The organism is Cryobacterium sp. Y11 (genome assembly GCF_002929535.1).
In the GTDB taxonomy this organism is placed as follows: Bacteria; Actinomycetota; Actinomycetes; order Actinomycetales; family Microbacteriaceae; genus Cryobacterium.
The window spans coordinates 1-17721 of the sequence record NZ_PJJO01000034.1; the positions used below are offsets into that span (position 1 = coordinate 1).

At 65.3% G+C, this 17721-nt stretch carries 16 protein-coding genes and 1 pseudogene; all 17 read left to right on the plus strand.

Going from position 1 to position 17721, the window contains the following annotated elements:
- Nucleotides 1-1221: 1221 nt before the first annotated feature.
- Complete coding sequence (locus CXY75_RS19940) at nucleotides 1222-2256, plus strand: hypothetical protein (protein WP_233201647.1); 1035 nt, start codon at nucleotides 1222-1224, stop codon at nucleotides 2254-2256.
- Entirely contained in the window at nucleotides 2234-3262 is a 1029-nt protein-coding gene (locus CXY75_RS00645) for an HAD-IIA family hydrolase (RefSeq protein ID WP_104080958.1), read from the plus strand. Before CXY75_RS19940 ends, CXY75_RS00645 begins: the two co-directional genes overlap by 23 nt.
- A 9-nt stretch (nucleotides 3263-3271) precedes the next feature.
- Nucleotides 3272-3412, plus strand: coding sequence for a hypothetical protein (locus CXY75_RS19945; protein ID WP_199182313.1), 141 nt, complete (start codon nucleotides 3272-3274; stop codon nucleotides 3410-3412).
- 107 nt (nucleotides 3413-3519) lie between these two features.
- Nucleotides 3520-4320, plus strand: a complete 801-nt coding sequence (locus CXY75_RS00650) for a TlyA family RNA methyltransferase (protein WP_104080969.1) — start codon at nucleotides 3520-3522, stop codon at nucleotides 4318-4320.
- A gap of 4 nt (nucleotides 4321-4324) precedes the next feature.
- Nucleotides 4325-5245 carry an NAD kinase gene (locus CXY75_RS00655; RefSeq protein WP_104080959.1) on the plus strand — a complete coding sequence of 307 codons (921 nt, stop codon included), beginning with the start codon at nucleotides 4325-4327 and terminating at the stop codon, nucleotides 5243-5245.
- A 4-nt stretch (nucleotides 5246-5249) separates the two neighbouring features.
- The gene (recN, locus tag CXY75_RS00660) at nucleotides 5250-6962 is read left to right on the plus strand and encodes a DNA repair protein RecN (protein ID WP_104080960.1); all 1713 of its coding nucleotides are present in this window, start codon (nucleotides 5250-5252) and stop codon (nucleotides 6960-6962) included.
- Nucleotides 6963-6976: 14 nt separating this feature from the next.
- Nucleotides 6977-8692 carry a CTP synthase gene (locus tag CXY75_RS00665; RefSeq protein WP_369826622.1) on the plus strand — a complete coding sequence of 572 codons (1716 nt, stop codon included), beginning with the start codon at nucleotides 6977-6979 and terminating at the stop codon, nucleotides 8690-8692.
- Nucleotides 8685-9317, plus strand: coding sequence for an NUDIX hydrolase (locus tag CXY75_RS00670; RefSeq protein ID WP_104080962.1), 633 nt, complete (start codon nucleotides 8685-8687; stop codon nucleotides 9315-9317). Before CXY75_RS00665 ends, CXY75_RS00670 begins: the two co-directional genes overlap by 8 nt.
- A 17-nt stretch (nucleotides 9318-9334) precedes the next feature.
- The gene (gene xerD / locus CXY75_RS00675; protein WP_104080963.1) at nucleotides 9335-10276 is read left to right on the plus strand and encodes a site-specific tyrosine recombinase XerD; all 942 of its coding nucleotides are present in this window, start codon (nucleotides 9335-9337) and stop codon (nucleotides 10274-10276) included.
- Nucleotides 10277-10394: 118 nt separating this feature from the next.
- Nucleotides 10395-11258, plus strand: a complete 864-nt coding sequence (locus CXY75_RS00680) for a ParA family protein (RefSeq protein WP_104080964.1) — start codon at nucleotides 10395-10397, stop codon at nucleotides 11256-11258.
- Entirely contained in the window at nucleotides 11242-12066 is an 825-nt protein-coding gene (locus CXY75_RS00685; RefSeq protein ID WP_104080965.1) for a ScpA family protein, read from the plus strand. Before CXY75_RS00680 ends, CXY75_RS00685 begins: the two co-directional genes overlap by 17 nt.
- On the plus strand, nucleotides 12056-12715 hold the full coding sequence (locus CXY75_RS00690) for an SMC-Scp complex subunit ScpB (RefSeq protein ID WP_233201648.1): 660 nt from the start codon (nucleotides 12056-12058) through the stop codon (nucleotides 12713-12715). Before CXY75_RS00685 ends, CXY75_RS00690 begins: the two co-directional genes overlap by 11 nt.
- Before the next feature lie 26 nt (nucleotides 12716-12741).
- Nucleotides 12742-13551: a pseudouridine synthase gene (locus CXY75_RS00695; protein WP_104080971.1), complete on the plus strand. Its 810-nt coding sequence runs from the start codon at nucleotides 12742-12744 to the stop codon at nucleotides 13549-13551.
- Nucleotides 13552-13563: 12 nt separating this feature from the next.
- A complete protein-coding gene (locus CXY75_RS00700; RefSeq protein WP_104080966.1) occupies nucleotides 13564-14646 on the plus strand; it encodes a prephenate dehydrogenase in 1083 nt (360 codons plus the stop codon).
- Between the two features lie 3 nt (nucleotides 14647-14649).
- Nucleotides 14650-15342: a (d)CMP kinase gene (gene cmk, locus CXY75_RS00705; protein ID WP_104080967.1), complete on the plus strand. Its 693-nt coding sequence runs from the start codon at nucleotides 14650-14652 to the stop codon at nucleotides 15340-15342.
- Nucleotides 15335-16849, plus strand: coding sequence for a ribosome biogenesis GTPase Der (der, locus tag CXY75_RS00710; protein WP_104080968.1), 1515 nt, complete (start codon nucleotides 15335-15337; stop codon nucleotides 16847-16849). Before cmk ends, der begins: the two co-directional genes overlap by 8 nt.
- A gap of 233 nt (nucleotides 16850-17082) precedes the next feature.
- Nucleotides 17083-17721: pseudogene (locus CXY75_RS19950) on the plus strand (hypothetical protein); the annotation flags it as partial.

Consider the following 17721-nt stretch of genomic DNA (forward strand, 5'->3'; position numbering starts at 1 on the left):
CCTGTGGGAGAGTAGGACACCGCCGGACTTAACTTAGAAACAAACAAAAAGGCCACCCTCGGGTGGCCTTTTTGCGTTAACCCACGCCCCGGACCACGTCGAGGACTGGCGCGGCGGCATCCACTTGCCTCGGTTCTCAGCGCGGATTTGCGGGAGGGATTAGGCTTAGTTGGTCTGTCGAAATGCCGGACTAATTACACAGGAGATACAGTGAGCCCTTCAGGACCCCGCGACGGCGATTCCCGTAACAACGGTCAAGATGACCGTCGTTCGAACCAGAGCGGCCGACCCTCGAGCGGACGACCTTCCGGCGGACGCGATGGCGCCAAGCCGCCGTACCGCGCCAACTCCGACCGATCGGCGCAAGGTGGCGAGCGTGCTCCCTATCGTGGAAACTCGGATCGTCCCGCCCAGGGCGGCGAACGTGCTCCGTATCGGGGCAATTCTGATCGGCCCGCCTACGGCGGCAACGATCGCGCGCCCTATCGAGGTAACTCGGACCGATCCGCTCAGGGCGGTGAGCGCCCTCCGTACCGAGGAAACTCCGACCGTCCTTCCGGCAGCAATGACCGCGCGCCGTACCGCGGTAACTCAGACCGTCCCGCTCAGGGCGAGCGTCCGCCGTATCGTGGCAATTCTGATCGTCCCGCGCAGGGTGAGCGTTCTCCGTATCGGGGTAATTCGGATCGTCCCGCCCAGGGCGAGCGTCCGCCCTACCGTGGCAATTCGGATCGTCCCGCTCAGGGCGAGCGTCCGCCCTATCGTGGCAATTCGGATCGTCCGGCTCAGGGTGAGCGTCCTCCGTATCGTGGTAATTCGGATCGTCCGGCTCAGGGTGAGCGTCCTCCGTACCGAGGAAACTCCGACCGTCCTTCCGGCAGCAATGACCGCGCGCCGTACCGCGGTAACTCAGACCGTCCCGCTCAGGGCGAGCGTCCGCCGTATCGTGGCAATTCTGATCGTCCCGCGCAGGGTGAGCGTTCTCCGTATCGGGGTAATTCGGATCGTCCGGCTCAGGGTGAGCGCCCTCCCTACCGCGGCAACTCGGATCGACCCAGCAGCGACCGCCCGAGAAGTGACAACGACAGCAAGCCGTGGACTCAGCGCGGCGGTTCGCCAAACCGGGCCGGCGCCCCGTGCGTCGATGCCGGCAAGAAGTTGTGGACCCGCGACGGCGCTCCGGCCCGGAATGACCGCGATGCTCGCGTTGTCGAAGAGGAGATGACCGAAGAGCAGCGAATGCAGCGCGAGCTACGTTCGGTGCGTCCGCGTCACGACGACCCGGAACTTCCCGACGACATTTCGGCCAACGACCTCGACCGCATCGCGCGCAACGAGCTCAAGACCCTGACCAAGGAGAACGCCGAAACCGTCGGACGCCACCTGGCCATGGCCGCCCGCGTCATCGACGAGAATCCACAGTTGGCCCACCAGCACGTAATGAGCGCAGCTCGACGGGCCGGCCGCATCGGAGTTGTTCGTGAAAGCCTCGCGATCACCGCCTATGCAACCGGAGATTTCGCTCTGGCCCTGCGTGAACTGCGCACCTACCGCCGCATTTCCGGGTCGAACGATCAGCTTCCCCTCATGGTCGACAGCGAACGCGGCGTCGGTCGCCCCGACCGTGCCCTCGAGCTTGGTCGCTCTGTCGATCGCAGCACGCTGTCCCCTTCCGTGCAGGTAGGCCTGGCTATCGCCATGTCTGGCGCACGCCTGGACCGCGGTGAAACGGATGCTGCCCTGGTCGAACTGGAAATTCCGCAACTCAACCCCAACACGGCCTTCTCCTACAGCCCCGAGCTGTTCGCCGCGTACGCGGAAGTGCTCACCGAACTTGGCCGCGAGGACGAAGCCGACGAGTGGCTCCAACGCGCGTCCCGCGCCGATGCTGCCCTTGGCGCCTCCGGTGACGACGACGAAACCATCGAAATCGAAGAAATGGAAGACGACGACGCTGCCCTCGCGTACTTCGCCGTCGACGCCGGAGACGATGACGATGACGATGTAGACGCCGGTGAAGCGGGTCGCGCTGTCGCCGCCGCCGGCCTCGGAGCCGTCGATCAGACATCCGTGGGCGAGCTCGACGACGCCCACGACATCGTGACGGAAGCGGCTGACACCGCCGAGGCTGACGTTGCAGCAGACGACGCGACGCACGCCGAGGCTGACGCTGCCGCATCCGTTTCGAACGATACCGATACCGAAACCGAAACTGAAACGGAAACGAAGCCAAATGCTGCATCGCCGAAAGCCTGAGTCTCTGACGCCGCTGGACGGCGTTGACGTTCTGCTGGCCGATCTGGATGGTGTCGTGTACGCGGGCCCTGCGGCGATTCCCTTCGCCGTTGAGAGCCTGAACCGCGCCGCCGAAACCATTCGCGTGGGATACATCACCAATAACGCCTCCCGCACCGACCAATCGGTCGCTGACCACCTCACCGCACTCGGGCTGAGCGTGGAAGCAACGGATGTCGTCACCTCCCCGCAAGCAGCCGTGCAGCTTCTCGCCGAGCAGGTCGCACCCGGCGCCAGTATCCTCGTGATCGGTGGCGACGGTCTCGTCGACGAGGTGCAGAAGGGCGGATTCGTCGTGACCCGCTCGGCCGACGACAAGCCGGCCGCCGTCATTCAGGGCTTCTCGCCGAAGATTGCTTGGGTACACCTCGCCGAAGCTGCCTTCGCGCTGAACGCCGACGGTGTGGGCACTGGTATCCCGTGGATCGCGACCAACACCGACTGGACCATTCCGCTCGCCCGCGGCATCGCTCCCGGTAACGGGGCGCTGGTGTCGGCCGTGCACACAGCGGTCGGACGACTGCCACTCGTGGCAGGCAAGCCGGAAGCGGCCATTTTTCTGGAAGCCACACGGCGTTTCGGCGCGCAGAAAGCGCTTTTCGTCGGCGACCGCCTCGACACCGATATTTTGGGCGCCAATCGAGCCGGCATTCCCGCCGTGCTCGTGCTGACCGGCATCGACCGGGCCAAACAGGTCCTCGCCGCCGACAAGGACTCCCGGCCCACGTTCATCATCGAGAACCTGCAACAGCTTCACGAGCCCTACCCGGAGACCGTATTCTCCAAGGACGGGTCGACCGCGACGGTCAACGGGGCGAGCGTGCGTGTGCACGGAAACGACGTGCAAATCGTCAAGGAGGGCGACGGCGGAATCGACCTGCTGCGTGCCGCCTGCGCTGCGATTTACCAATCCGGGCGGGCGATCTACGGGCTGAACGTTCCGGAGCGACTGTATCTCGCACAGTAGCCTAGAGCTGTGAACCCCGAACCCGTACCGGTCGACCTCGCCGCGCAACTGGCGAAGATCGAGAGCCAGCCGCTAGAGGCGCGTGCTACGGCGTTCGGGGAACTTCACGAGCAGCTGCGCGAACAACTCGAAGACGCAGACCAGGCATGACCGGCCACGATTCTTCCCACGACTATGAAACAGACGCACCCATGCCTGAGAACGATGCCGACCGTCCAGTAGACGACCAGCCCGAGGCTGACGGCTATCCCGAACGGATGCCCACCTCCCGCCTCGACGCCGCCCTCGCCGATCGCGGGCTGGTTCGGTCCCGAACCGTCGCCGCCAAACTCATCGCCGACGGCCTCGTCACCGTGAATGGAATCCCGGTCGTGAAAGCCAGCAGCAAAGTGTCGGCGGACGCTGTTCTCGAGGTGGCCGCGACCGACCACTATGTCAGCCGTGGCGCGCACAAACTCAATGCCGCCCTTGACGCCTTCCAGCTCAGTGTCACCGGCCGCACCGTGCTCGACGCCGGCGCCAGCACCGGCGGATTCAGCCAGGTACTGCTCGAACGAGGCGCCGCCCAGGTCATCGCGGCCGATGTCGGCCATGGGCAACTTGCAGCGCAACTGAAGACCGAGCCGCGGCTGAAACTGGTCGAGGGATACAACATCCGCTATGCGACCCCGGAAACCCTAAAAGGGGCATCCGGAATCGAACAAAGGCCCGACCTCGTCGTTGCCGACCTCTCCTTCATCTCGCTGACCACCGTGCTGCCGGCTCTCGTTGCCACCGCAGCGCCTAACGCCGACTTCGTGCTGCTGATTAAACCGCAGTTCGAGGTGGGCCGCGGCGGCATTCGCGAGGGCATCGTGCACGACAGGGGCCTACGCTCCGACTCCATCGCCGGCGTGCTCTGGGCTGGCTGGGATCTCGGCCTGAAGACCGGCGGCGTGATTGCCTCGCCCATCATTGGGGCGGCCGGAAATCACGAGTATCTGTGCTGGATGAGCGCCACGACCGGCGCAAATCCGACAGAATGGATGGAACGGATCGAAACCGTGGTGGGGGCGTGACGAGTTGAGCGACACCCCGCGGTACTTTCTCATCGTCGCCCACACCGGTCGGGCTGACTCCGTCGAAGCCGCCTCGACGGTCTGTAAGCAGCTTCTCGCAGCCGGGGCCGTGCCGGTGCTCGCCCTCGATGAACGCGCCGATCTTCTGGCTGCCTGCCCGGAGCTGACCGGCCACATCGCGATTCTCGGTGAGACCGTGACGACCGCCGACCTTGAGCTGGTCATCGTGCTTGGCGGCGACGGCACCATATTACGATCGGCCGAGCTGGTGCGCGGCTGCTCGGCCCCGCTGCTCGGCATCAACCTCGGCCACGTCGGCTTTCTCGCCGAGAGCGAGCGTGACGACCTCGGCGAGGCCGTTCGCCGCGCGCTCAAGGGTGACTACGAGGTCGAAGAACGCTTCGCCCTCTCGGTCAGGGTCAAGGTCGCCGCCGAGGTCGTCTATGAAACCTGGGCACTCAACGAGGTCACCGTCGAAAAAGCCAGCCGCGAACGCATGATCGAGGTCGTTGTCGAGGTCGACGGCCGCCCACTGTCATCCTTTGGCTGCGATGGCGTCGTGCTGTCCACTCCGACCGGTTCGACCGCGTACGCGTTCTCGGCCGGCGGCCCGATCGTTTGGCCCGGCGTCGAAGCGCTGCTGTTGGTGCCGCTCAGCGCCCACGCACTGTTCGCCCGCCCCCTCGTGGTCGGTCCCGAATCGTCGCTGGCGGTCGAGGTCCTCTCTCGCACCGGCGCCGGCGCCGTGCTCTGCGCCGACGGGCGCCGCACCCAGGATTTGCCGACCGGCGCCCGCGTGATCGTGCGCCGCTCCCGTGTTCCGGTGCGCCTGGCCCGCCTGCACATCGGTCCATTCACCGACCGTCTGGTCAATAAATTCAACCTGCCCGTCACTGGCTGGCGCGGCCCGGTCGGCCGCGAGTAATTCGATGATCGACGAGCTGTTCATTCGCGACCTCGGTGTCATCGCCGAGGCGACGCTGCCGCTCGGTCCCGGGTTCACCGCCGTCACCGGCGAGACCGGCGCCGGCAAAACCATGGTGGTCACCGCTCTCGGGCTGCTGCTGGGCGAGCGAGCGGATGCCGGTACCGTGCGTCAGGGCCAGCCGCAGAGTTTCGTGCAGGGTCGCTGGGTCATCGACCCCGCAGGCCCCGTCGCCGACCGCGTACGCGACGCCGGGGGAGACCTGGACGGCCCCGAACTCATTCTCGGGCGCTCCGTCTCAAGCGAAGGGCGCAGCCGAGCGACGGTCGGCGGCCGCGGCGCTCCAGCGAGCGTGCTCGGCGACCTGCGCAATGACCTCGTCGTTGTGCACGGCCAGAGCGACCAGGTGCGCCTGCGCTCTGCTGCAGCGCAGCGTGACGCCCTCGATCGATTCGCCGGGCCAGACCTCGGCGCCGTGCTCGCCGACTACCAGCACGCGTTCGACCGCTGGCAGGCCAATCAAGCCGCACTAGACCAGCTCGTCACCGAACAAGACCTGCGCGCTCGAGAAGCCGATGACCTGCGGGCGGCGCTGATCGAAGTTGAAACGGTCGCCCCACAACGCGGCGAAGACGCCGAGCTCGGCGAACGCGCCGAACGTCTCGGCAATCTCGAAGAACTGCGTCTGGCCGGCGAACAGGCCCGCCAGCTCATCTCCGCAGAGGACAATCCAGACGACCTGCCCGACGTAGTCGCCCTGCTCGAAACCGCCCGGCGAGCCCTTGATCGGGTCGCCGCCCACGATGTAGCACTGCCGCCGCTCGTCGCAGCGATCGCCAACGTCGGTTTCGTCGTGGCGGACATCGCCGCCGAACTCTCCAGCTATCTGGCGGGCCTGGACGCCGACGGCGCCCGCGAACTCGAACTCGTGCAAGAGCGCCGCGCAGAACTGAGCATTCTCGCCCGCAAATACCCGGGTGGCCTCGACGAAGCCATCGAATTTTTGGGCACCGGCAGTACCCGCCTGCTCGAGCTCGACTCCGACTCCGACCGCATCGAAACGCTCAGCATCGAAACGGATGCCGACCACGCGTTGGTCACCACCCTCGCCGCCGCCCTCACCGCGTTACGCGCAGCGGCCGCCGTGAGCCTCGGCGCCCTGGTCACCGCCGAGCTCAGCGCCCTGGCGATGCCGGACGCCGTCCTCCAGGTGGAGCTCGAACTCGCACCGGAGTTCACCGTCACCGGTAGCGACCTCGTGCGCTTGCTGTTGCAGCCGCACGCTGGCGCCGAACCCCGATCGCTGGCGCGCGGCGCTTCCGGTGGAGAGCTATCGCGGGTGATGCTCGCGATCGAGGTCGTCATCAACGCCACCGATCCGGTGCCCACTTTCGTCTTCGACGAGATCGACGCCGGTGTCGGCGGTGCTGCTGCCATTGAAATCGGCCGGCGTCTGGCCAGACTGGCCGAAACCGCCCAGGTGATCGTGGTCACCCACCTCGCCCAGGTCGCCGCGTTCGCGGGAAACCATCTCAGCGTCGTCAAAGACAGCGATGGATCCGTCACAGCGTCGAGCGTGCGTCAGCTGCGCGGCGACGAGCGGGCCGCCGAAATGGCCCGCCTACTGTCGGGGCTTCCCGATTCCAAGAGCGGCCTCGAACACGCCAGGGAACTGCTCGAGCTCGCTCAGTCCCGCTCCCGCACCACAATCAGGTGATAGCGTTGAAGCCCGTGGTGGAAAATATAAACGCGGACACGTCCAATAACCCGAGCAAGTCAGACGGCACGGTCAAGCACATCTTTGTGACCGGGGGAGTGGTCTCCTCGCTCGGCAAAGGCTTGACAGCGGCCAGCCTCGGAAACTTACTCACTGCACGCGGCCTGCGGGTCGTCATGCAGAAGCTCGATCCCTATCTCAACGTCGATCCGGGAACGATGAACCCGTTTCAGCACGGCGAGGTGTTCGTGACCGATGACGGCGCAGAGACCGACCTCGACATCGGCCACTACGAACGCTTTCTCGATATCAACCTGGGCCAATCGGCCAACGTGACGACCGGCCAGATCTACTCGCAGGTCATCGCCAGGGAGCGCCGCGGCGAATACCTCGGCGACACCGTGCAGGTCATCCCGCACATCACCGACGAGATCAAGCGCCGCATGCGCCTGCAGGCCAGCGATGAGGTGCGTCCAGACGTGATCATCACCGAGGTCGGCGGCACCGTCGGTGACATCGAGTCCCAGCCGTTCCTCGAGGCCGCACGTCAGGTGCGCCACGAACTCGGCCGTGGCAACGTCTTCTTCGTTCACGTCTCGCTGGTGCCGTTTCTCGGCGCGGCCGGCGAGCAGAAGACCAAGCCCACCCAGCACTCCGTTGCCACCCTGCGCTCGATCGGTATTCAGCCTGACGCCCTTGTGCTGCGCAGCGACCGGCCCGTTTCCGAGTCGAACAAGCGCAAAATTGCGCTCATGTGCGACGTCGACGAAGACGCCGTGGTCAACGCCGTCGACGTCGCTTCGATTTATGAGATTCCCACCATGCTGCACGACCAGGGCCTCGATAAGTACATTGTCAATGCCCTCGGCCTGACCGCCGACGGCGTCGACTGGACGGGCTGGGAGAACCTGCTCGAGGCAGTGCGCCACCCCAAGCACGAGGTCACCATCGGCCTGGTCGGCAAGTACATCGACCTTCCGGATGCCTATTTGTCCGTTACCGAGGCCCTGCGAGCCGGCGGATTTGCCAACCAAGCCAAGGTCAAAATTGTCTGGATCGGCTCCGACGACTGCGAAACCGACGAGGGAGCCGCGCGCCTGCTCGGCGAACTCGACGGCATCTGCGTGCCAGGCGGCTTTGGAATTCGCGGCATCGAGGGCAAGCTCGGCGCCCTCAAATTCGCCCGCGAAAACGGTATCCCGGTGCTCGGCCTCTGCCTGGGCCTGCAGTGCATGGTGATTGAATATGCCCGCAACAAGGCAGACCTTCCCGGAGCATCCTCGAGCGAATTCGACCCGGAAACCGAGTTTCCGGTCATCGCGACCATGGAGGAGCAGGTAGAGATCATTGCCGGCGGCGACCTCGGCGGAACCATGCGCCTCGGCCTCTACCCGGCCACCCTCGCCGAAGGCTCCCTCGTCGCCGAACTCTACGGCGCCAACGAAGCGTCCGAACGTCACCGCCACCGCTACGAGGTCAACAACACCTTCCGCGACCAGATCGCCAACGCCGGCCTGTGGTTCTCCGGAACCAGTCCAGACCGCCACTTGGTCGAGTACGTCGAGCTCACGCGCGACGAGCACCCGTTCTACGTGGGAACCCAGGCCCACCCGGAGCTGCGCTCACGACCGAACCACGCGCATCCGCTCTTTCGCGGTTTGGTCAAAGCTGCCCTCGACCGTCAGCAGGCAAGCCGGTTGTTCGAAGTGAAGGAAGAACTCAGTGCTTGAACTGCTGCAGGATGACGTCGTCGACGTGGATGTCACCGCCAGCGAGGTCGTCTTCGACGGCGCCATCTGGAATGTGCGGCGCGACAGTTTCGACTACAACGGTGCGAGCATCACCCGCGAGTACCTCGACCATCCCGGCGCGGTGGCCGTACTCGCCATCGATGAGAACGACCGGGTACTACTGATTAAGCAGTACCGGCACGCGACCGGCCTGCGCGGCTGGGAATTACCGGCTGGACTGCTTGATATCAGCGGCGAAAACGCTGTCGTCGGCGCTCAACGTGAGCTCGCCGAAGAAGCGGATGTCGTCGCCACCGACTGGGCGCTGCTCACCGAGTTCTACACCTCGCCCGGCGGCAGCAACGAAGCCATTCGGGTGTACCTGGCCCGGGGCGTGTCGGCGGTTCCCGCCTTCGCCCGCACCGACGAAGAAGCCGACATCGAGTTGCGCTGGGTGCCGCTCGGCGAGTGCGTCGACGCCGTCATGGCGCGCCGGATCGAAAACCCCATTCTGATCGTGGGGATTCTCGCCGCTCATGTCGCCCGGTCACGCGGGTGGAGCACACTCGCGCCGGCGGATTCGCCGTGGCCGCGGCATCCACTCAACCGGCACGCCACGGTCTGAAAGCGCCTGGCCTGAACGTGTCGATCGCCACGGCAGTCAATGGGTACCTGCGGCACGTGGCGGTCGAGCGCGGTCTCGCGGCTAACACCGTCGCTGCCTACCGCCGCGACCTCGGGATCTATACGGCCTGGCTGGCCGGCGAACCCGGTGATACCGACGCAGCCCCTCCGCGACCCATCACCGACCTGCGCGCCGTCACCCGGCACCATGTGTCGGCGTTTGTGCAGTATCTCGGCCTCCGCCCGGAATCGCCGCTGACCGCAGCGTCGATCGCGCGCATCCTCTCAACCGTGCGCGGATTCCACCGGTTTCTGCTCGGCGAAAGTCTGGTTGAAACGGATGTCTCGCACGACTCCAAGCCGCCCAAGATCGCTCTGCGCCTGCCCAAGGCGATCTCGATTGAGCAGGTCGCCGCTCTGCTCGCGGCGACCGACGGCGACGACGTACAACGCCTGCGCGACAAGGCACTGCTCGAACTGCTCTATGCCACCGGCGCGCGGGTGAGCGAGGTGGTTGACCTCAACGTCGACGACGTGCGACTGGACGACTTCGACTCGGTGCGACTCACCGGCAAGGGCGACAAACAACGCATCGTTCCGGTCGGCAGCTTCGCCCGCGCCGCCGTCTCCGACTACCTGGTGCGCGCCCGGCCGACGCTGTCGACGCGCGGACGGTCGACACCGGCCCTGTTTCTCGGCGTGCGCGGGCAACGGGTGAGTCGGCAAAACGCCTGGCTGATCATTCGCGCCGCAGCCGAACGCGCCGGACTCACCGTGCCCGTCTCCCCGCACACCCTGCGCCACTCCTTCGCCACGCACCTGCTAGCCGGCGGCGCCGACGTGCGCGTGGTACAGGAGCTTCTCGGGCACTCCTCAGTAGCCACCACCCAGATCTACACCCTGGTCACGGCAGACACCCTCCGCGATATGTACACCCTCTCCCACCCCCGAGCCCGCTAATCAGACGCCACAGCGGCGATCCTTGCGAAGACCGGGCGATCTAATCGCTAGAATCGACCAAGTGATGGGTGCAGGACAAATCAAGGGCGGGCCAGTGACGCGTAAGTTGAGCGAGCGGATGTCGCTTCCCGGTTTCGACGAGATACCGGTGGGCCCGACGGGACGCGAAAAACACGAATTCGCCGTACCGGCACCGTTGAAAAGCCACGGTCCGGCCCGCATCATCTCCCTCTGCAACCAGAAGGGTGGCGTTGGCAAGACCACGACGACCATTAACCTCGGTGCAGCCCTGGCCAGCTACGGCCGCCGCGTGCTCGCGATTGACTTCGACCCGCAGGGTGCCCTCTCGGCCGGCCTCGGCGTGCCCACCCACGACGTCACCACCATCTATGATCTGCTGCTGAACGGCAAGGTCGATCCAAAAGACGCGATCCAGCAGACCTCGGTCGAGGGCCTCGACGTCATTCCGGCCAATATCGACCTCTCTGCCGCCGAGGTACATCTGGTGAACGAGGTCGCCCGCGAGCAGATTCTCTCCCGCGTGCTGCGCAAGGTGTCCGGTGACTACGACGTCATTCTCATTGACTGCCAGCCATCGCTTGGCATTCTCACCGTCAACGCGCTCACCGCGAGCCACGGCGTGCTGATCCCGCTGGAGTGCGAATTCTTCGCCCTGCGCGGCGTCGCCCTGCTCATTGAAACCATCGATAAGGTGCGCGACCGCCTCAACCCGGCGATCGAACTCGACGGAATTCTCGCCACGATGTACGACTCCCGCACGCTGCATTCTCGCGAGGTGCTCGAGCGTGTCGTTGACGCCTTCGGCCACAGTGTGCTCGAAACCGTCATCGGCCGCACCGTAAAATTTCCCGACGCGAGCGTTGCCGGGGTTCCCATCACCGACTTTGCGCCAGAGCACGCGGCTGCCAAGGCCTACCTGCAGGTGGCCCGCGAACTGATCCACCGTGGCGCAGTCGCCTAGCGCGGCCGAGAAGCCCGCGTTTTCGGTCGCCCTCGGCAACTTCGAGGGCCCGTTCGACCTGCTGTTGAAACTGATCACCCGGCACGAACTCGACATCACCGAGATCTCGCTCAGCCAGGTCACCGACGAATTCATCTCCTACCTGCGCGGCCTCGAGCCGGACGAAGAACTCGGCCAGGCCACCGAATTCCTGGTCGTCGCCGCGACGCTGCTCGACCTCAAGGTGGCCGGACTGCTGCCACAGGGCGAGCTCGTCGACGCCGAAGACGTTGCCCTGCTCGAAGCTCGCGACCTGCTGTTTGCCCGACTGCTGCAGTACCGCGCCTTCAAGGAAGCGTCGACCTGGTTCAGTGGGCAGCTCGATACCGAGACGCGGCGGCACGTGCGCTCGGTGCGCCTCGAAGAAAAGTACCGTCAGACGACCCCCGAGCTGGTCTGGACGCTGTCGCTTCAGGACTTTGCCGCCCTGGCCGCCGTCGCCCTCGCACCGCGGGAGCTGCCCGTTGTGGGCCTTGACCATCTGCACGCGCCGCTCGTGAGCATTCGCGAACAGGCTGCCTACGTCGTGGCCATGCTGCAGCCGGGCCAGCCGATCTCGTTTCGGGCGCTCATCGCCGGCACCGACGAGAAGGGCGTCATCATCGCCCGCTTTCTCGCGGTGCTTGAGCTGTACCGACATGGTGCCATCTCCTTCGATCAAATCGAGCCCCTCGGCGAGCTCACCCTGCGCTGGAACACCGAGTCCTTCAGCGGGCGCGAATGGAGCGACGAGAACCTCGCTTCGTTGGGAGCCGACTATGACAATTGAAGACCCGACCACCGACATGCGATTGTGCACCCCGCACACGGATGCCGCAGCATCCGTTTCGGAGCCTTTCAACCACACCGACGCCAACGCCCTCGATCGCCAGCTCGAAGCCGTGCTCATGGTCGCCGACGAGCCGCAGGGCCTCGTGCACCTCGCGACCGCCGTCGGGCGGCCACTAGCCGAGGTGGCGGCATCCGTTGCCCGGCTAGTGGCCGATTTCGACGGCGTCAGCAGCGCAGACGGCACGAAGGCGGTGCGTCGGGGCTTCGAGCTGCGCGAGGTTGCCGGCGGCTGGCGCATCTACGTGCGCGCCACGCACGACGAACTGGTGACCGACTTTGTGCTGACCCAAAATCCCAGCCGACTCAGCCAAGCTGCGCTCGAAACCCTCGCCGTGATCGCCTACAAGCAGCCAATCAGCCGCGGGCAGGTCGCGAGCATTCGTGCCGTCAGCGTTGACTCGGTCGTGCGCACCCTGCTCGGCCGGGGGCTGGTGACCGAGGCGTTCACCGACAGTGAGACCGGCGCGATCAATTACGCCACCACAGACTTGCTGCTCACCCAGCTCGGAATCAACTCGCTCGACGAGTTACCCCACCTATCGCCGTTGCTCGACGGCGGCACCGACGGATTCGAGGATTTACTGTGACCCAGGACAACACGCCCAACGCCAATATGAGCGCAGATGCCGCCCCACGCGAGCCCAACTTCAACCCGGAGGCCGCAGCAGACGGTGTGCGCTTGCAGAAGGTGCTCGCCTCGGCCGGTGTTGCCAGCCGCCGCGTTTCCGAAGACCTCATCACCTCGGGCCGGGTGCGCGTGAACGGCAAGGTCGTGACGGAGCTCGGCCGCCGGGTGCACCCCGAAACCGACCAGGTTGCCGTCGATAATGTTGCGGTGCAGCTGGACACCACCCGCCGTTACCTCATGCTCAACAAGCCGGTCGGCGTCGTCTCCTCGATGCAAGACGAGAGCGGTCGCCCGGACCTGCGGGAGTTCACCGACCAGTTCGACGAACGCCTGTTCAACGTTGGCCGGCTCGACGCGCAGACCAGCGGCCTGCTCATTTTGACCAACGACGGGGATCTGGCCCACGTGCTCGCACACCCCTCCTTCGGCGTTTCCAAGACCTACATTGCCAAGGTCGAGGGCCGCGTCTCGCCGCAGACCATCGGTCAGCTGCAGAGCGGCATCGAACTCGACGATGGGCCCATTCACGCCGATAAGGCGCGCATTCTCACGAGCCCTCCCGGCGGCGGCCACAGCATGGTCGAGTTGACCTTGCACTCCGGCCGCAACCGCATCGTCAGGCGGATGCTGGACGCTGTCGGTCATCCGGTGGTCGACCTGGTGCGTCGCCAGTTCGGGCCGTTGAACCTCGGCACCCTGCAGCAGGGCGCAGTGCGGGAACTCACCCGCGAAGAACTCGGAGCGCTGCTGACAGTGTCCCGCCAGGCGCCCAGCGCGCGGCCCGACGCCAACTAGAGGGACTGACTGATGGCTGAAAGCCGCCTCGTGGGACCAGTGCGCATCGTTGGCGTCGGCCTGCTCGGAACCAGCGTTGGCCTCGGCCTGCGTAACCGCAAGATCGAAACGATTCTTGCCGACGCCTCGCCGACCAACCTGCGCATCGCGATTGATTACGGCGCTGGCCGCGCTGCGAAGGACGGCGACCAGCCGCAGCTCATCGTGGTGTGCGTGCCGCCCGATGTTACCGCCGAGATCGTCGCCCGCGAACTCGAGGCGTACCCGGGTGCGATCGTGACGGATGTGGCAAGCGTCAAGCTCGCGCCGTTGGCCGAACTGCGCGAGCGCGGAGCCGATATCAGCCGCTATATCGGTTCGCATCCGCTCGCCGGTCGGGAGAAGGGCGGCCCGCTCTCTGGCCGCGCCGACCTGTTCATTGGGCGCCCGTGGGTTGTCGCCGCGCACGACGCGATCAGCTACCAGCAGGCCGGCGCGATCGATGACCTTATTCTCGATCTCGGCGCCATTCTGGTGGAGATGACGCCTGAAGAACACGACCTCGGTGTCGCCCTGGTTTCGCACGTGCCGCAGGTTATCTCCACCCTGATGGCCCGCCGCCTCACCGACGCCGCGCACTCTTCGCTCAACCTCGCCGGTCAGGGACTGCGCGACGTGACCCGCGTCGCGGCGAGCGATCCCGAACTGTGGGTGCAGATTCTTGGCGCCAATGCCGGTCCGGTGCGGAACGTGCTGCTGGCCTACCGCGACGACCTTGACCGGTTCATCGATGCGCTCGAAAACCCCGCAGCACCCGGAGCGCAGCGTCAGATTGCCGAGGAACTCGGCGGCGGTAATGCCGGGGTGGCCCGACTGCCCGGCAAACACGGTCAGGATCGACGATTTTCGTCGATGGTCGTCATGGTCAACGACCAGCCCGGCCAGATCGCCAACCTGCTTAACGACATCGGAGACCTCGGTGTCAACCTCGAAGACCTACGCTTAGAACACTCGCCGGGCGCCCAGATCGGTCTCGCCGAAATCTCCGTACTGCCCGAGGCTGTCACCCGCCTCACCGAAGAGCTAGCCGCCCGCGGCTGGCGGATTGCTGGTTAACGCATGGCACGTCAGTCCCTTCCCACAGTGGTCGCCATCGATGGGCCGGCCGGCAGCGGCAAGTCGAGTGTGAGCCGTGCCGCGGCCCGCCGCCTCGGCTTCGCCTACCTCGATACCGGTGCAGCGTACCGCGCGCTGGCCTGGCTGGCACTCGACCGCGACACCGACAAAACCCAAACGGATGCCGTCACCGCGCTCCTGAAAGACTTCGACTACTCCATCGGTACCGACCCCGACGAGTATTTCGTCACCGTGGGCCAGACCGACGTGACCGACGCCATCCGCTCGCCGGAAGTCAGCGCAGCCGTTAGCGCTGTGGCCCGTGTTCCCGCGGTGCGGCGCGCGCTCACCGAGCTGTTTCGCAGCATCGCCGAGAACGTGGATCGGCCCGGTGTTGTGGTGGAAGGACGTGACATTACAACCATCGTCGCGCCCGAGGCCGAGGTGCGCATTCTACTCACGGCATCGGAGGAGGCTAGAATGGCTAGACGCTCTGCGGAAATAACGACCCAGTCGGCTGAAACCGTGGCAGAACAGCTGCGATCGCGTGATCGCGCTGACTCACAGGTTGTCGATTTCATGAGCGCCGCAGACGGTGTGACAACCGTCGACTCCACCCATCTCGACTTCGAGCAGACCATTGAAGCGGTCATCGACGTCATACATACACGCACGAAGCGGGCTTTGAATGAGTAACGAATACGACGACGACACGAGCAACGCGCTCGACACCGAGCTGGCGGAACGACTCGCCAATCTCGACGAAGAACTGGCCACTCGGCGATCAGCCGCGCTGCGCACTGACCTCGACAACTACGACCTCGACGAGGAAGACCTCGACGTACTCTCGAATGTCACCGACGACCCGGACGCGATTCAATACCTGCCAGCCGTTCCGGTGATCGCCATTGTCGGTCGCCCGAACGTGGGCAAGTCGGCGCTGGTCAACCGTATCCTCGGCCGCCGTGAGGCCGTCGTCGAGGACACCCCCGGTGTCACGCGTGACCGCGTCGCGTACAAAGGCGACTGGAACGAACGCAAGTTCAGCCTCGTCGACACCGGCGGCTGGGAGCCAGACGCAAAGGGCATCGATGCTTCCGTCGCCGCCCAGGCCGAGATCGCCATCGATCTGTCCGACCTGGTCATGTTCGTCGTCGATTCCAACGTGGGCGCGACTTCGACCGACGAGGCCGTGGTGCGCATGCTGCGCAAGAGCGGCAAGCCCGTCTTTTTGATCGCCAACAAGGTCGACGACGTGCGTCAGGAGCCGGAAGCGGCCAGCCTGTGGTCGCTCGGACTCGGTCAGCCGTGGCCGGTCTCCGCCCTGCACGGTCGTGGTGTTGCCGACCTGCTCGACGCGATTCTGCTCGTACTGCCCGAAATCTCCAACGTTGCCAAGCAGGAGGTTGGCGGCCCGCGCCGCGTGGCCATCCTCGGCCGCCCGAACGTCGGCAAGTCCAGCCTGCTCAACAAGGTCGTGGGGGAGGAGCGCGTTGTTGTCAACGAGCTCGCCGGCACCACCCGTGACCCGGTCGACGAGCAAGTTGAACTCGGCGGGAAGGTCTGGCGTTTCGTCGACACGGCCGGCATCCGCCGTCGTGTTCATCTCTCGCAGGGTGCCGATTTCTACGCCTCGCTGCGCACCAGCGCCGCCCTCGAAAAGGCCGAGGTGGCCGTCGTGCTGCTGGACGTGACCGAGGTCATCAGCGAGCAGGACGTGCGCGTCATCGACTTGGTCATCGAGTCCGGCCGTGCCCTCGTGCTCGCTTTCAACAAGTGGGACCAGATCGACGACGACCGTCGTCGCTATCTCGAGCGTGAAATTGAGCAGGACCTCGCCCACGTGGCCTGGGCCCCGCGCGTGAACATTTCAGCCAAGACCGGTCGCCACATGGAGAAGCTGGTTCCGGCCCTTGAGCTTGCGCTGGAGTCGTGGGACACTCGCATCGCCACCGGCAAGTTCAACGCCTTTCTGGCCGAGCTCGCCGCAGCCCACCCGCACCCCGTGCGCAGTGGCAAGCAGCCGCGCATCCTGTTCGGCACCCAGGCTTCGAGCCGCCCGCCGACGTTCGTGGTGTTCACCACCGGGTTCCTCGACCCGGGTTACCGTCGTTACATTCAGCGTCGCTTGCGCGAGATCTACGGCTTCGAGGGAAGCCCGATCAATCTCAGCATGCGCGTGCGCGAGAAGCGCAAACGCTAAATATGCTGGATTCCTAATAAATCTGGCAAACGGCTGCGGTCGGCCCTGTTTACGCAGGTCCGGCCGCATTTTTTGTACCCGGCAGGCATCGTTATGAAGTTGGAATGTTGTGGTTCGATTTGTGTCTTCGGATTTTCTGAGCCAAGCTCAGGTCTTACCCTAGTGGCCCCCTACGGCCGACCCCCCTGCACGTACCGAACTTGTGCGCGACCCGGAATATACATAACGAGCCCATGGCATATAAAGAAGATCGCACGCCCAAAATCAACCACAACTCAACTCGTACCCCTCAACATCTCGCCGAAAGCAGCCCGCCTCGGGCTCGACGATTGGCTGTTTGGGCGGCACTCGCCGCCTCGACGATTGTTGTCTCGGGGCTCGCCGCTGTTCCGGCTATCGCCGAAGTGGGCAGCTCGGACCGCAGCGCTGCCGACCAGATGAGCCCGTCCATCGTTGTTCCGGCCGGAGAAAGTGTCACCACTCGATTGGGCACTGTACCGTCCGGCCTAAGCTCCATCGAGGTGGAGTACTCCACGGCGAACGACGGAGCTCCCACCCAGGTCGAAATTTCCGTCGGCCCGGAGAATACTCAAACCTACGCATTCACTGCTCCGACGGGGACGAGTGCAACGGCCACCATCACGGTTCCCGTGACGGACGAGACCGACGGCACGATCACCGCGAGCAGTAGCGTTTCGACTGTGTCGCTGAACCTCGACCTCGTCGGCTACGAACGCGCCGAGGCTGGTCTCGCGCCAACGCCCAGTCCCGTGCTAGCGCCAATTCTGAATCCGTCGCCCACTCCGACGCCCACGCCAACGCCGACCCCCACGCGCCCCCCGACCCCCACGCCCACACCAACGCCTGAGCCC